Source organism: Streptomyces sp. WAC03905 (assembly GCF_057371075.1).
Map to the genome: position 1 here is coordinate 2,493,879 of NZ_JBXYDZ010000003.1, position 14,421 is coordinate 2,508,299.

At 70.2% G+C, this 14,421-nt stretch carries 11 protein-coding genes and 2 pseudogenes; 7 read left to right on the forward strand and 6 right to left on the reverse strand.

Annotation, left to right across the window (positions count from 1 at the left end):
- Positions 1 to 105: 105 nt before the first annotated feature.
- From AC2RP6_RS13545 to AC2RP6_RS13570, 6 genes and pseudogenes are all read left to right on the forward strand, one after another.
- On the forward strand, positions 106 to 498 hold the full coding sequence (locus AC2RP6_RS13545; RefSeq protein WP_030037344.1) for a DUF742 domain-containing protein: 393 nt from the start codon (positions 106 to 108) through the stop codon (positions 496 to 498).
- Positions 479 to 1,060, forward strand: a complete 582-nt coding sequence (locus AC2RP6_RS13550) for a GTP-binding protein (protein ID WP_046776286.1) — start codon at positions 479 to 481, stop codon at positions 1,058 to 1,060. The genes AC2RP6_RS13545 and AC2RP6_RS13550 overlap by 20 nt, the downstream gene beginning before the upstream one ends.
- 296 nt (positions 1,061 to 1,356) lie before the next feature.
- Positions 1,357 to 4,570, forward strand: a pseudogene (locus tag AC2RP6_RS13555) (sensor histidine kinase).
- A 10-nt stretch (positions 4,571 to 4,580) separates the two neighbouring features.
- Positions 4,581 to 4,994: a roadblock/LC7 domain-containing protein gene (locus AC2RP6_RS13560; RefSeq protein WP_030037347.1), complete on the forward strand. Its 414-nt coding sequence runs from the start codon at positions 4,581 to 4,583 to the stop codon at positions 4,992 to 4,994.
- 93 nt (positions 4,995 to 5,087) lie between these two features.
- Complete coding sequence (locus AC2RP6_RS13565; protein WP_078848680.1) at positions 5,088 to 5,630, forward strand: DUF742 domain-containing protein; 543 nt, start codon at positions 5,088 to 5,090, stop codon at positions 5,628 to 5,630.
- A complete protein-coding gene (locus AC2RP6_RS13570; RefSeq protein ID WP_007266770.1) occupies positions 5,611 to 6,195 on the forward strand; it encodes a GTP-binding protein in 585 nt (194 codons plus the stop codon). Before AC2RP6_RS13565 ends, AC2RP6_RS13570 begins: the two co-directional genes overlap by 20 nt.
- A 190-nt stretch (positions 6,196 to 6,385) precedes the next feature.
- On the opposite strand, the gene AC2RP6_RS13575 is transcribed toward AC2RP6_RS13570, so the two are convergent.
- Both AC2RP6_RS13575 and AC2RP6_RS13580 read right to left on the reverse strand, forming a co-directional pair.
- Complete coding sequence (locus AC2RP6_RS13575) at positions 6,386 to 6,586, reverse strand: acyl-CoA carboxylase subunit epsilon (protein ID WP_486446453.1); 201 nt, start codon at positions 6,584 to 6,586, stop codon at positions 6,386 to 6,388.
- Positions 6,587 to 6,609: 23 nt separating this feature from the next.
- Positions 6,610 to 8,193: an acyl-CoA carboxylase subunit beta gene (locus AC2RP6_RS13580; RefSeq protein ID WP_486446454.1), complete on the reverse strand. Its 1,584-nt coding sequence runs from the start codon at positions 8,191 to 8,193 to the stop codon at positions 6,610 to 6,612.
- A 276-nt stretch (positions 8,194 to 8,469) separates the two neighbouring features.
- Here AC2RP6_RS13580 and AC2RP6_RS13585 point away from each other — a divergent pair, with 276 nt between their 5' ends.
- Positions 8,470 to 9,075 (forward strand): YceI family protein, encoded by a 606-nt coding sequence (locus tag AC2RP6_RS13585; RefSeq protein ID WP_486446455.1) that lies wholly within the window; start codon positions 8,470 to 8,472, stop codon positions 9,073 to 9,075.
- A gap of 34 nt (positions 9,076 to 9,109) precedes the next feature.
- Here the strand turns inward: AC2RP6_RS13585 and AC2RP6_RS13590 are convergent, their stop codons facing one another.
- The 4 genes and pseudogenes from AC2RP6_RS13590 to AC2RP6_RS13605 all read right to left on the reverse strand — a co-directional run bounded on the left by AC2RP6_RS13590 (position 9,110) and on the right by AC2RP6_RS13605 (position 14,214).
- A complete protein-coding gene (locus tag AC2RP6_RS13590) occupies positions 9,110 to 10,465 on the reverse strand; it encodes a hypothetical protein (protein ID WP_486446456.1) in 1,356 nt (451 codons plus the stop codon).
- An 84-nt stretch (positions 10,466 to 10,549) separates the two neighbouring features.
- Positions 10,550 to 12,169: a citramalate synthase gene (cimA, locus tag AC2RP6_RS13595; protein ID WP_486446457.1), complete on the reverse strand. Its 1,620-nt coding sequence runs from the start codon at positions 12,167 to 12,169 to the stop codon at positions 10,550 to 10,552.
- A gap of 339 nt (positions 12,170 to 12,508) precedes the next feature.
- On the reverse strand, positions 12,509 to 13,132 hold the full coding sequence (locus tag AC2RP6_RS13600; protein ID WP_486446458.1) for a TetR/AcrR family transcriptional regulator: 624 nt from the start codon (positions 13,130 to 13,132) through the stop codon (positions 12,509 to 12,511).
- A gap of 31 nt (positions 13,133 to 13,163) precedes the next feature.
- Positions 13,164 to 14,214, reverse strand: a pseudogene (locus AC2RP6_RS13605) (agmatine deiminase family protein).
- Positions 14,215 to 14,421: the final 207 nt, after the last annotated feature.

Consider the following 14,421-nt stretch of genomic DNA (forward strand, 5'->3'; position numbering starts at 1 on the left):
CCACGCCCCGGAATCCAGTACCACCGCCAGGCCGTCATACCGTTCCCCCCACCGGCCGCCCCGTCAGACGGCACGCTGACCACTGCTGTCCAGCCCGGAGGATCAATGACCCCGCCCCCCGCCTACCCCGATGCGTACGGAGACTCGTACTCGGAAGGCGATCAGCCGCTGGTGCGTCCCTACGCGATGACCGGCGGCCGGACCCGGCCCCGCTACCAGCTCGCCATCGAGGCGCTGGTCAGCACCACCGCCGATCCGATGCACCTGTCCGGCCTGCTCCCCGAGCACCAGCGCATCTGCACCCTGTGCCGCGAGGTCAAGTCGGTCGCCGAGGTCTCCGCGCTGCTGTCCATGCCCCTCGGCGTGGCGCGCATCCTCGTCGCCGACCTGGCGGAGGCCGGCATGGTGGCCATCCACCAGCCGGGCAATGGAGAGGCCGGCGGCACGCCGGATGTAACGCTGCTCGAAAGGGTGCTCAGTGGCCTTCGGAACATCTAGCGGAGCGGCTCCCCGCTCCACCACCTCCGCGAAGATCGTGGTGGCGGGCGGCTTCGGCGTGGGCAAGACCACGTTCGTCGGAGCCGTGTCCGAGATCAACCCGCTGCGCACCGAAGCCGTCATGACCAGCGCCTCCGCCGGCATCGACGACCTCACGCACACCGGTGACAAGACGACCACGACGGTCGCCATGGACTTCGGCCGCATCACTCTGGACCAGGACCTGATCCTGTACCTCTTCGGTACGCCGGGCCAGGACCGCTTCTGGTTCATGTGGGACGACCTGGTCCGCGGCGCCATCGGTGCGATCGTGCTCGTCGACACCCGCCGTCTCGCCGACTGCTTCCCCGCCGTCGACTACTTCGAGAACAGCGGACTGCCCTTCGTCGTGGCGCTCAACGGCTTCGAGGGTCACCAGCCCTACACGCCGGAAGAGGTCCGCGAGGCGCTCCAGATCGGTCCGGGCGCTCCCATCATCACCACGGACGCCCGCCACCGCGCGGACGCCAAGAGCGCGCTCATCACGCTCGTCGAGCACGCCCTCATGGCGCGGCTCAAGTAGCGGAGCGGCTCCAACTGCCGCACGGGAGGGGCGGGCTGTGTCGTATGACACGGCCCGCCCCTGTCGTTCATAACGTTTCGACAGAGAATTGAAGCCGTTTGGCAACGGGTTGCGTTCGGTCGGTACCGCTGTGCTCACAACTGCCCCGGTTTTTGCAGCGGGACGCTCTTTATGTCCGTTTTATGTGAGGCATAAGTCTCTGGGCGCGGCATATTTCAACTGTTTGGAACAGGGCCGCCAACCGTGCTGGAATTCAACGAACTAGCTAGTAGCACCGCCGAGAGGTTGTTGGTCGAGTGAGGCGAAGCAACGCAAGCCCCGCGGATGAACCCGCGCGCGGCAACTTCACCCCGCCGCCGCGAGCGGCCGCGTCGCCCGCCGACGTGCCCGTGGAACCGCCTGTGAAGAGCGGGAGCAGCAGTCGGCTCTCCCCCCGCAACTGGCGCGTGCCGACCCGCCTGAACGCCATCCTCCTCGTCCCGGCCCTCGTGGGCCTGGTCATGGGCGGCTTCCAGGTGAAGGGCTCCATCGACACGTGGAACGAGGCCCAGGACGCCGAGCAGATAGCCCGGGTCGTTCAGGCGGCCTCGGAATACAGCCAGGCACTGCTCAACGAGCGTGACCTCACGGCCGAGCCGCTCCTGAACGGCCAGACCAAGGACGAGCGGGTCAACAAGGCCTACGCGGCGACCACCGCCGCGAAGGAGAACTTCGACAAGGTCGTCCAGGACATGCCCAAGAACCAGGGCATGGAACGGCGTCTGGAGCTCTTCCGCACGGAGGAGCCCAAGCTGACGGACGTCCGTCAGACCGCGTACCAGGCGGGGATCGAGAGTCCCAAGAAGAACCCGCCGTCCTCCTTCGGTCCCATCCCGACCGAAGAGGGCTACGTCACGGTCCAGCACTACCTCATGCAGTTCGCCAACGAGCTCGGTCTCGGCACCGGCAACGTGACCTCGTACGGCCGCATGGTCTACGCGATCCAGCTCGCCAAGGCGGCGAACTCGCTGCAGCGCTCCGTCGGCACGCACCTCCTGGTGCGCCCGAGCAACGACGAGAACACCCGCAAGGCCCAGCTCGTCGCCTTCTCCTCCTACGCCTACCTCGAGGAAATCGCCATCGGCGAGTACGTCGCGGCGGGCACCGAGGAGGACGTGACCCGGCTGAAGACGGTCATGGCCAAGAAGGCCGAGGAGGGCGCGGCCAAGCTCGCCGAGGCCAAGGGCGCCGCCGAACAGGCAGGCACCCCCTTCAAGTCCCCGCCGGTCTCGCCGATCAACAAGTCGATCCTCACCGGCATGACCGAGGCGATCGCCAGCGGCGAGCCCAAGAAGAAGGTCATCGAGGGCGGCACCACTCCGGCGGCCTGGCAGTTCGCCGCCACCTCGAAGTTCGACGGCTACGACGAGGTCGAGAAGGAACTCCTCGAGAAGGCCGTCAACGACGCCGTGGCGGTCTCCGACGACGCCCGTACCGACGCCATCACCAACGGCGCCATCGTGGTCGTGGCCCTGCTCGCCGCCTTCATCCTGGCCGGCATGATGGCCCGCCAGATGGGCCGTGCGATGAGCCGGCTGCGCACCGCCGCCTTCGACATCGCCGAGCAGCGCCTGCCGTCGCTCGTCGACCAGCTCTCGCGCACCGACCCGGGCAAGGTCGACACCCGGGTCCACCCGATCCCGATCGACTCCCAGGACGAGATCGGCGAGGTCGCCCGCGCGTTCGACCAGGTCCACCGGGAAGCGGTCCGGCTCGCCGCCGAGCAGGCGCTCCTGCGAGGGAACGTCAACGCGATCTTCACGAACCTCTCCATGCGCAACCAGTCGCTGATCGAGGGCCAGCTGACCCTCATCACCGACCTGGAGAACAACGAGGCCGATCCGGACCAGCTGGAGAACCTCTTCCGCCTGGACCACCTGGCCACCCGCATGCGCCGCAACGGCGAGAACCTCCTCATCCTCGCGGGTGAGGAGCCGGGCCGCCGCTGGGACCAGCCCGTGCCCCTCGTCGACGTGCTCCGCGCCGCCTCCTCCGAGGTGGAGCAGTACGAGCGCATCGAGCTTCTCCGGCGTCTCCGAGGCCGAGATCCACGGCCAGGCCGTGACCGACCTCGTGCACCTGCTCGCCGAGCTGCTGGAGAACGCCACCACGTTCTCCTCCCCGCAGACCAAGGTGCGTGTCAACGCCACGCGTCTGCCCGACGGCCGCGTGATGATCGAGATCCACGACAAGGGCATCGGCCTCACCGCCGAGGACTTCGCGGACATCAACCACAAGCTCGCCAACCCGCCGACCGTGGACGCCGCGATCTCGCAGCGCATGGGTCTGTTCGTGGTCGGCCGGCTGGCGGACCGCCACAGCATCCGCGTCCAGCTCCGCCCGTCGGGCGAGGCGGCCGGCACCACCTCGCTCATCATGCTCCCCGACGCCATCACGCACGGTGGCGGTGGCGAGGGCATCCCGGACGACGACTTCACGGTCTCCCAGATCATTCCGGAGCAGAAGACCCAGCAGGCCGCCCCGATGCGAACGGCGGCGGAGCTCGGCTTCGACGACTCGCGCTACGAGCAGGCGGGCGACGGACCCGGCATGGACCCCGTGGGCCGTTCCCTCGGCCGCGAGGAGCGCCGTGCGGCGCTGGAGGCCCAGGTCGGCCACTCGCAGGAGCAGCAGGGCTTCGCAGGCCAGAACGACCGGAACGGCCAGGGCGCCCCGCTCGGCCAGGACTATCCGGAACCTCAGCCTGAGCACGGCTACCAGCCGTACCAGGGCTACGAGCAGCAGTCCGAGCAGGGTTACGAACCCGCGTACGACGGACAGCGCGCGGAGCAGGGGTACGAGGCGTACCCGCAGCAGGACTACGCGTATACGGAAGACGGCTACGCGGACCAGCAGTCGAGCACTCAGGGCTACGACGGCGGGTACGAAGCCCAGTCGGGACAGGCCGAGTGGCCCGAACAGAACACGTATCCGGCTGCCTACCAGCAGGATTACGGGACTGAATCGGAATCCCAGGCCGTCCCCGAACCGGCCGCGGAGCGCGTAGGCTTCGACCGTCCGGGCGCCGCTGCCGACACCGGTCACCAAATGACCGGAGCGGGCCTGCCGCGACGCGGCAGCCAGCAGCAGTGGCAGCCGGCACAGCAGGAAGCGGAGTCCTCCGGGTCCCTCTTCGAGCAGCGGCCGCAGCGTCAGCGGCAGGCCGCGGCGCCGGAGCAGGACCAGGACGGTGGCACGGCGTGGCGCTCGGGCAACGACGAGCGCTGGCAGCAGGCCGCCAAACTCCGTGAGCCGAAGGCGGGCGGGGTCACCCCGTCCGGTCTCCCTCGGCGCGTGCCCAAGGCCAACCTGGTCGAGGGCGCAGCGGAGACGACCCCGCAGGGCGGCCCCCAGGTCTCCCGCGCTCCGGAGGACGTCCGCGGCAGGTTGAGCAACCTGCGGCGAGGTGTCCAGCAGGGACGCAGCGCGGGTACTGAGCAGTCAAGTAACAGCTATGACCAGGAGCGTTAGTGTGAGCCCGATGAGCCAGGCGGCACAGAACCTGAACTGGTTGATCACCAACTTCGTGGACAACACCCCCGGGGTGTCGCACACGGTGGTGGTCTCCGCCGACGGCCTTCTTCTGGCGATGTCCGACGGATTTCCGCGGGACCGCGCCGATCAGCTGGCGGCCGTGGCCTCCGGACTGACCTCGCTGACCGCCGGTGCCTCCCGCATCTTCGAGGGTGGCGCCGTCAACCAGACCGTGGTCGAGATGGACCGGGGATTCCTCTTCCTCATGTCCGTCTCGGACGGATCGTCCCTCGCGGTGCTGGCGCACCCGGAGTGCGACATCGGCCTCGTGGGCTACGAGATGGCTCTTCTGGTGGATCGCGCGGGCAGTGTCCTGACCCCGGACCTGCGCGCCGAACTGCAGGGAAGCCTTCTCAACTAGCAAACAGGCAGTGCGTTTCGCGCCATCGCACCGTAGGGTGCGGTGGCGCGGTTCCACAGGGAGTACTGCGTTCTTGGAGTCGGAGGAGGAGACGTGACAACACCCGGAGGACATCCTTATGGCGGCGCGCAGCAGCCGCAGGGTGGGCACGACCAGAACCGCTTCAACTTCCCCTCCGCGCCGAGCCGGCCCGTCCCGGAGCAGAACCACTACCAGCAGTACGGCCAGCCCCAGCAGCCCCAGATGCCTCCGCAGCCGCCTCCGCGTGCCGCGCGGCAGCCGGCGCCGAAGGCCCACAACCCGCTGGTGCGCCCGTACGCGATGACCGGCGGCCGTACGCGGCCGCGCTACCAGCTCGCCATCGAGGCGCTGGTCAGTACCACGGCGGATCCCGCGCGCCTGCAAGGGCAGTTGCCCGAGCACCAGCGCATCTGCCGCCTGTGCCAGGAGATCAAATCCGTCGCGGAGATCTCGGCACTCCTCTCCATTCCTCTTGGTGTCGCCCGCATCCTCGTAGCCGACCTGGCGGAGGCGGGCCTTGTCGCCATTCACCAGCCCGGCGGCGACGAGTCTGCCGGTGGCCAGCCAGACGTGACACTGCTCGAAAGGGTGCTCAGTGGACTTCGCAAGCTCTAACGGCGGAGCGGCTCCCCGCTCCACCACCTCCGCGAAGATCGTGGTGGCGGGCGGCTTCGGCGTGGGCAAGACCACGTTCGTCGGAGCCGTGTCCGAGATCAACCCGCTGCGCACCGAAGCCGTCATGACGTCCGCGAGCGCGGGCATCGACGACCTCACCCACACCGGTGACAAGACGACCACGACGGTCGCCATGGACTTCGGCCGCATCACGCTCGACCAGGACCTGATCCTGTACCTCTTCGGCACCCCCGGTCAGGACCGCTTCTGGTTCATGTGGGACGACCTGGTCCGCGGCGCCATCGGCGCCGTCGTGCTCGTCGACACCCGCCGTCTCGCCGACTGCTTCCCCGCCGTCGACTACTTCGAGAACAGCGGACTGCCCTTCGTCATCGCCCTCAACGGCTTCGACGGGCACCAGCCCTACACGCCGGAAGAAGTCCGCGAGGCCCTGCAGATCGGCCCGGACGCCCCCATCATCACCACGGACGCCCGCCACCGCGCGGACGCCAAGAGCGCGCTCATCACGCTCGTCGAGCACGCCCTCATGGCGCGCCTGCGGTAGGACGCGGCGCCGCAGCCGCACGAGACAGGCCCCTGTGTCCACGACGCGGGGGCCTTCGCCTTGGGCGGGTCGGGCGGATGCGGGCCGGGCGGGCCCCCGGCCGGCATCCGTAGGGCCGGGCCGTACGCACCGAAGGCCCCGCACCCTGGACGGGTGCGGGGCCTTCGGTGCGTGCGGGAGCCTCGGGGGCTCAGCCCTGCCAGCTGTGCGGGGCGCGGAAGCCCGGGGTGCGCTCCAGACGGCGCCAGCCGGCCTGGCGCGGCAGGCGGACCGTGGTGTCCTGGGGCGTGGCGGCGGCGCGGGCGAGCAGGATCGCGGTGATCGCGGCCAGCTCCTCGGGCTCGGCGTTGCCCTTCTCGACGCGGAGCAGGGTGTCAGAGGCGTGGGTCATGGGGTGGCAGATCTCCTTCGCGGTTACTGCGGCGGGTTGCCGTGCTTGCGGGACGGCAGATCGGCGTGCTTGTTGCGGAGCATCGAGAGGGCGCTGACGAGCACCTCTCGGGTCTCGGCGGGGTCGATGACGTCGTCGACGAGGCCGCGCTCGGCCGCGTAGTACGGGTGCATCAGCTCGGCCTTGTACTCCTTGACCATGCGCACGCGCATGGCCTCGGGGTCCTCGGCGTCCGCGATCTGCTTGCGGAAGATGACGTTGGCCGCGCCCTCGGCGCCCATCACGGCGATCTCGTTGGTGGGCCAGGCGTAGGTCAGGTCGGCGCCGATGGACTGGGAGTCCATGACGATGTACGCGCCGCCGTAGGCCTTGCGCAGGATCAGCGAGATCCGCGGGACGGTGGCGTTGCAGTACGCGTACAGCAGCTTGGCGCCGTGGCGGATGATGCCGCCGTGCTCCTGGTCGACGCCCGGCAGGAAGCCGGGGACGTCCAGCAGCGTGATGATCGGGATGTTGAAGGCGTCGCACATCTGGACGAAGCGCGCGGACTTCTCGGAGGCCTCGATGTCGAGGACGCCGGCGAGGTGGGCGGGCTGGTTGGCGACGATGCCGACGACCTGTCCGTCCATGCGCGCCAAGGCGCAGATGATGTTGCGGGCCCAGCGCTCGTGGACCTCCAGGACGTCGCCGTCGTCGACGAGCTCCTCGATGACCTTGTGCATGTCGTACGGACGGTTGCCGTCCGCGGGGACCAGGTCCAGCAGGACGTCGCTGCGGCGGTCCGCCGGGTCGCTCGTCTCGTGGACGGGCGGGTTCTCGCGGTTGTTGGAGGGCAGCATCGAGATGAGGTAGCGCACCTCGGAGATGCAGGTCTCCTCGTCGTCGTACGCGAAGTGCGCGACGCCGGAGGTCTCGGCGTGCACGTCGGCGCCGCCGAGGCCGTTCTGGGTGATCTCCTCGCCGGTCACCGCGCGGACCACGTCCGGGCCGGTGATGAACATCTGCGAGGTGTCGCGGACCATGAAGACGAAGTCCGTGAGGGCCGGGGAGTACGCGGCGCCGCCGGCGCACGGGCCGAGCATCACGGAGATCTGCGGGATGACGCCCGAGGCCTTGGTGTTGCGCTGGAAGATGCCGCCGTAGCCGGCCAGGGCGGAGACGCCCTCCTGGATACGGGCGCCGGCGCCGTCGTTGAGGGAGACCAGCGGGGCACCGGCCGCGATGGCCATGTCCATGATCTTGTGGATCTTCGTGGCGTGGGCCTCGCCCAGGGCGCCGCCGAAGATCCGGAAGTCATGCGCGTAGACGAAGACCGTGCGGCCCTCGACCGTGCCCCAGCCGGTGATGACACCGTCGGTGTACGGCTTCTTGCTCTCCAGGCCGAAGCCGGTCGCACGGTGGCGGCGCAGCTGCTCGACCTCCTTGAAGGAACCCTCGTCGAGGAGCAGGGCGATGCGCTCGCGCGCGGTCAGCTTGCCCTTCGCGTGCTGGGCCTCGGTCGCACGGTCACTCGGTCCACGCCGCGCCTGCTCGCGCAGGGAGTGCAGCTCGGCCACGCGCCCACGGGCGTCCGTCGGCTCGCTCGGGATCTGGTCCACAACGGTCATGTACCGACCTTACGAAGATCGTGATGAAAAACCTCCGTTCATTCCGCACAGTCTCGGGAGTCTTCCGCTGTCCGGCCCGCACAGAACCACCTGTGGAAGTAAGGACTCCGCCAGATGGCGTCATCCCGGTTTGTAGGACCTTCACAGAAACCGGAGACACGCGGCCCAGTGGTTGAAATTTGAACGGAATGGTTCTAGTGTCAGTGGTGTCGAAGTCGTTGAAACTTAAACCGCTTCGGCGCCCCCCGCACAGGACCCACTACCGAGGAGTAAGTCATGGGCCTCTTCAACCGCCGCCAGGAGAACACCACCGCCGTCGCCACCCTGGACGTGGACCCGGCCCTCGCCGCGCTCACGGGCGACTACGTCATCGACGCCTCCCACAGCCGGATCGGCTTCACCGTGCGCCACGCCATGGTCACCAACGTCCGCGGCGCCTTCGAGGACCACGAGGGCACCCTGCACCTGGACGGCTCGGACCCGGCCCGCTCGACGGCCTCGATCGACGTGAAGATCGCCTCCGTGGACACCGGTATCGCCGACCGCGACGGCCACCTGCGCAGCGCCGACTTCTTCGACGCCGAGGCCTTCCCGCTGATGACCTTCCGCTCCACGGAGGCCGCGTTCCTCGGCGGGGACACCTACCGGATCACCGGCGACCTCACCATCAAGGACGTCACCCGGCCGCTCTCCATCGACCTGGAGTTCAACGGCTCCGCGACCGACCCGTACGGCAACCAGCGCGTCGGTTTCGAGGGCAGCGCCGACATCCTGCGCTCGGACTGGGGCCTGACCTGGAACGCGGCCCTGGAGACCGGCGGCGTCGTGGTCAGCGACAAGGTGAAGCTGACCTTCGACATCTCCGCGATCAAGCAGGCCTGACCAGCCCCGGCGACCGGGGGGCGGCTCGGCCGCCCTAGAAGCCGCCCCCGTCGAAGCCACCGCCGTCGAAGCCGCCTCCGCCGCCGAAGTCCCCGCCCCCGAAGTCGGACGGGTTGAAGTCGGCCCCGGAGACGTCCCCGCCGTCGAAGCCGCCGTCGTAACCGCCGCCGTAGTCCGCGGCGTAGGCGGGGGTCGACATCATCGAGCCGAGCATCGTGCCCATCAGCAGGCCGGGCAGGATGCCGCCGCCGAAGTAGCCGCCGGCCCAGGGACCGTACGCCGGGCCGGCGTCGTAGTAGGGCCGCGGTCCGCGCTCGGTGTCGACCGTTCGGACCGCCGGGTCGAGCCCGTCGCGCAGCCGTACCGCGTCCGCCGTGCAGACCGGGACCGTACGCGCCGCACCCGCGGCCGGGGCCCAGGTCGCGTCCTCGGTGCTGGGCCCGTGGCGCGGGTCGAAGAAGCAGGGCGCGCGGCGCTCCGGCACCGGCCGGCCCTGCCGGCGCGCGTCCAGACAGGCGAGGGCGTACCGGCCGTCCTCCAGGGCCTGGGTCACCCCGGTGACCTCTTCCGGGTACCGCACCGAGCCCATGATCTGCTTGGCCTTGTCGTACGAGTCGAGGCCCCGCTCGTAGTCCGCGCGCATCGCGTCGTCGGCGCCGGGCTCGCCGGGGTGGAAGTCCAGGCGCTCCAGCTCCTCGCCGAAGGCCGTGATGTCCTCGTCGACGACCACGCCGAGCCGTTCCACGGCCTCGCGCCGGGCCTCTTCCTTCTTCCTGCGGCTGCGCCGGGCCAGCGCGTACGCGCCGCCGCCGCCGATCACGGCGACCGCGCCGAGCGTGACGAGCCCGCGGACCGGGACGCCGCCTTCGGCGGAGGTGGTGCCCCAGGAGGCGGGCGCCTTGCCCCGGGTCTGGGTCAGGGCCTGGTCCACGAAGTTGTCGAGCTGGGTGCCCGCGTCGACCGGGGCTCCGGTCTTGACCGCCTCGGTGAGGTTGCGCACGGCGTTGGCCGGCATGACCGCGCGGTCGGCGCCGGCGTTGAAGCCGTCGCCGAGCCGGATCGCGTAGAGCCCGGTGATCCCGGTCTCCGCGCGGACGGCGGCGAGCACCTTGTCCTGCGGGAACTCTGCGGTGGCCGGGAGCACGGCGACGAAGACCGGCTTGCCCGCGTCCTTGATCTTCGCGGCGAGCGCGTCGGCCTCGGCCTCGGGCAGCTGCGCCGCGGCCCGCGGGTCGACGTACACGGGCCCCTTCTTGAGGGCCTCCCCCACGGCGGCCACGCCGGTGTCGGCCGCGGCCTGCGGAGCGGCCGCCAGGGCGGTCGCCGACAGGGCCAGCAGCAGACCGGACAGCAGCGATCCTCCACGCACGGATATCAGCCTGGTCCTCATATCCATGACGCTACCCGAACCAGTACTTTCCCGTGTGAGCGGGACATAAGGGCCCGACGGTGAACGGTCCGCCCGGTGGCGTACCTACTCGGCCGGTTCGACGCCCGCGTGGAGGAGGCCGTAGGTGAACGCGTCCTCCAGGGCCTGCCAGGAGGCGGCGATCACGTTCGGGGCGACGCCGACCGTCGACCACTCACGGACCCCGTCCGTCGTGGCGACGAGCACCCGGGTCGTGGACTCCGTGCCGTGCGTGCCCTCCAGGATGCGGACCTTGTAGTCGACCAGCTCGAACTTGGCGAGCTGCGGGTAGAACCGCTCCAGCGCCACCCGCAGGGCCCGGTCCAGCGCGTTGACCGGACCGTTGCCCTCGGCCGTCGCGACGATCCGCTCGCCCTTGGCCCACAGCTTGACCGTGGCCTCGTTGGCGTGGGTGCCGTCCGGACGGTCCTCGACGATCGCCCGCCAGGACTCGATGCGGAAGTACTTGCGGGCCCGTCCCTCGGCCTCGGCGCGCAGCAGCAGCTCGAAGGAGGCGTCGGCCGCCTCGTAGGTGTAGCCCTGGAGCTCCCGCTCCTTGACCCGCTCCACGACCCGGGAGATCAGCGCGCGGTCCTCGCCGAGGTCGACGCCGAGCTCCTTGCCCTTGAGTTCGATGGAGGCGCGCCCGGCCATGTCGGAGACCAGCATCCGCATGGTGTTGCCGACCCGCTCGGGGTCGATGTGCTGGTAGAGGTCCGGGTCGACCTTGATGGCCGAGGCGTGCAGGCCCGCCTTGTGCGCGAAGGCGGAGACGCCGACGTACGGCTGGTGGGTGGAGGGGGTGAGGTTGACGACCTCGGCGATGGCGTGCGAGATGCGGGTCATCTCGGCGAGGGCACCCTCGGGGAGCACCGTGCGCCCGTACTTGATCTCCAGTGCGGCGACGACGGGGAACAGGTTGGCGTTGCCGACGCGCTCGCCGTAGCCGTTCGCGGTGCACTGGACGTGGGTGGCGCCCGCGTCGACGGCGGCCAGGGTGTTGGCGACGGCGCAGCCGGTGTCGTCCTGGGCGTGGATGCCGAGGCGGGCGCCCGTGTCGGCGAGGACGGTGGCGACGGTCGCCGACACCTGGGCGGGCAGCATGCCGCCGTTGGTGTCGCACAGGATGACGACGTCGGCTCCGGCCTCGTGGGCGGTGCGCACGACGGACTTGGCGTACGCGGCGTTGGCCCGGTAGCCGTCGAAGAAGTGCTCGCAGTCGACGAAGACCCGGCGACCCTCGGCCACCAGGTGGGAGACGGTGTCCCGGACCATCTCCAGGTTCTCCTCCAGGGTGGTGCGCAGGGCGAGCTCGACGTGGCGGTCGTGGGACTTGGCGACGAGGGTGATGACGGGGGCGCCTGACTCCAGGAGGGCCCGCACCTGGGGGTCCTGGGCGGCCGAGCCGCCGGCCCGGCGGGTGGCGCCGAAGGCGACCAGTTGGGCGTTCCTGAAGTCGATCTCCGCGCGGGCGCGGGCGAAGAACTCGGTGTCGCGGGGGTTGGCGCCGGGCCAGCCGCCCTCGATGAAGCCCACTCCGAAGTCGTCCAGATGGCGCGCGATCGTCAGCTTGTCGGCGACCGTGAGGTTGATGCCCTCACGCTGGGCGCCGTCGCGCAGGGTGGTGTCGAAGACGTGGAAGCTGTCGTCGAGGACCGCTGCTGTCGCCTCTGGTGTCGTCGTCATGCTGATCTGACTCCTGTCGGATGAGTGGTTCCGGAAACCCGCCGTGGGGAAGGCCGCCGTCACTGCCCCCATCATCGCGCGCAGTCCGCTCCCGGCAGGGATGGGCCGGGAAACGAAAAAACCTCTCGCGGGTAGCGAGAGGTCTGCACGCGGGTCCGAGGCACGGTGGCCGCGTCCGCGAAGTTCTTCCGCGGTTCAGCGGCCACTGGGGACCGGCGCGCTGCTGGCGATAATCATGAGCTGAGCAGGCACGGTCGCAGTCTGGCACACCCCTCGCCGTCCGTGGACAGGCGTCTCACGATGCGGGCGCCGCCGTCGGTCGGGGGCGGGCCCGGCGTCTCAGGCGCCGCCGGGGCTGAGGGTGTCGGTGAGGAATTCGCGCACGTGGGCCAGGATGTCGGCCCGGTCGAGGGTCGGCAGGCCCACGGCCAGCTGGATGCTGAAGCCGTCGAGGAGCGCCCGGATGCGGGTCGCCACGCGTTCGGCGTCCACGGGGCGGAACTCCCCGCGGGAGATGCCCTCGGCGAGCAGTGCCACCAGGTCGCGGTGCCAGGCCCCCTCGATGGCGGCCTGCCGGTCGCGTTCCTGGGGTCCGGCGTTCTGGGAGCGGTTCCACACCTCCAGCCACAGCGTCCAGTGCGGGTCGCGGGCCTGCGTGGGCACGTACAGGTCCACGTAGGCGCGCAGGCGCTCGGCGACCGGGCCGCGGCGGGCGAGAAGGGCCCGGCGCGCACTGCCCAGTTCGGCCTCGCTCCACTCCAGCGTCTGCAGCAGGAGCTCGTCCTTGCTGCGGAAGTAGTAGAGGAGGTGGCCGCTGCTCATGCCGACCTCGCGGCCCAGGCCGGCCATGGTCAGGCCTTCCAGCCCGCGTTCGGCGATCGTGGCCATGGCGGCGACGAGTACGTCCTCGCGCGGGGGGGCGTTCTTGCGCGCCGCCCGTACCGGTGCTCCGCCCGCCGCCATGGGGCCACTCCTTCGTGAGGTCCGCCGCAGGTCAGACCTTCGGCTGCTGCTGGGTGATGCAGTGGATGCCGCCACCCCCGGCGAAAATCGTACGTGCGTCAACGAGGGTCACGGTCCGTTCGGGGAACAGACCGCGGAAGATCTCCGCGGCCTCCTCGTCGCGCGGGTCGTCGAAGGAGCAGAGCACGACGCCGTCGTTGCACAGGTAGTGGTTGATGTACGAGTAGTCCACCCACTCGCCGTCCTCCTCCAGCACGGTCGGCGCCGGGATCTCCACGACCTCCAGCTGCCGGCCCCGGGCGTCGGTGGACGCGCGCAGGATCGCGGCGATGGTCTTGCAGCGTTCGTGGTCGGGGTGGGACGGGTCGGGCTGGCTGTGCACCATGACCACGCCCGGGCGGGCGAAGGCGGCGACGATGTCGACGTGGCCCTGGGTGCCGTAGGTGCCGTAGTCGCCGGCCAGGCCGTACGGCAACCAGATCGCCTTGGTGGTACCCAGGTGGGCGTGGATCTCGGCCTCGACCTGCTCGCGGGTCCAGTCGGGGTTGCGGCCCTTGCCCAGCTGCACGGTGTCGGTGAGGAGCACGGTGCCCTCGCCGTCGACGTGGATCGCGCCGCCCTCGTTGACCAGCGGGGTGCTGTACGTGGGGGTGCCGAGCACCTCCGACACCTCTCGGGCGATCTTGGAGTCGTGGTCCCAGCGGGCCCATTCCTGGGCGCCCCAGCCGTTGAAGGTCCAGTCGACCGCGGCCAGGCCGCCCCGGCCGTCGGTGACGAAGGTCGGGCCGATGTCGCGCATCCAGGCGTCGTCGAGGGCGCGCTCGACCACGTCGAGCGCGTGGCCCTCCCCGGCGCCGGCGACGGCGCGGGCGTGCTCCGCGTCTCCCGGGGAGACGACGAGGGTGACGGGCTCGTACGCGCGGACAGCCCGGGCGACGGCGCCCCAGGCCTCGCGGGCCTCGGCGAGCTTCCTGTTCGTTGGTGAAGGTCGGGTTCGGGCTGGGCCAGGCCATCCAGGTGCGCTCGTGGGGCGTCCACTCGGCGGGCATCCGGAATCCGTTGTGCACGGGCTTGGTGGTCATGGCAGGCAGGTCCTTACGGGCGGTGGGATCGGCGCGGTGGCCTTCGGGACGTCGGGCCCCGGGCTCCGGGCCCCGGTCCGGTTCCGCGGCAGCTGCGGAGCAGCGGCCGGTCGCGCTCCGCAGGGTCGGCCGCACGCCGATCCACCACCTCTTGAGTCACTGGATTAGAGCATCACTCTAACTCTTCATTTCCTTGCTGGGAATCAT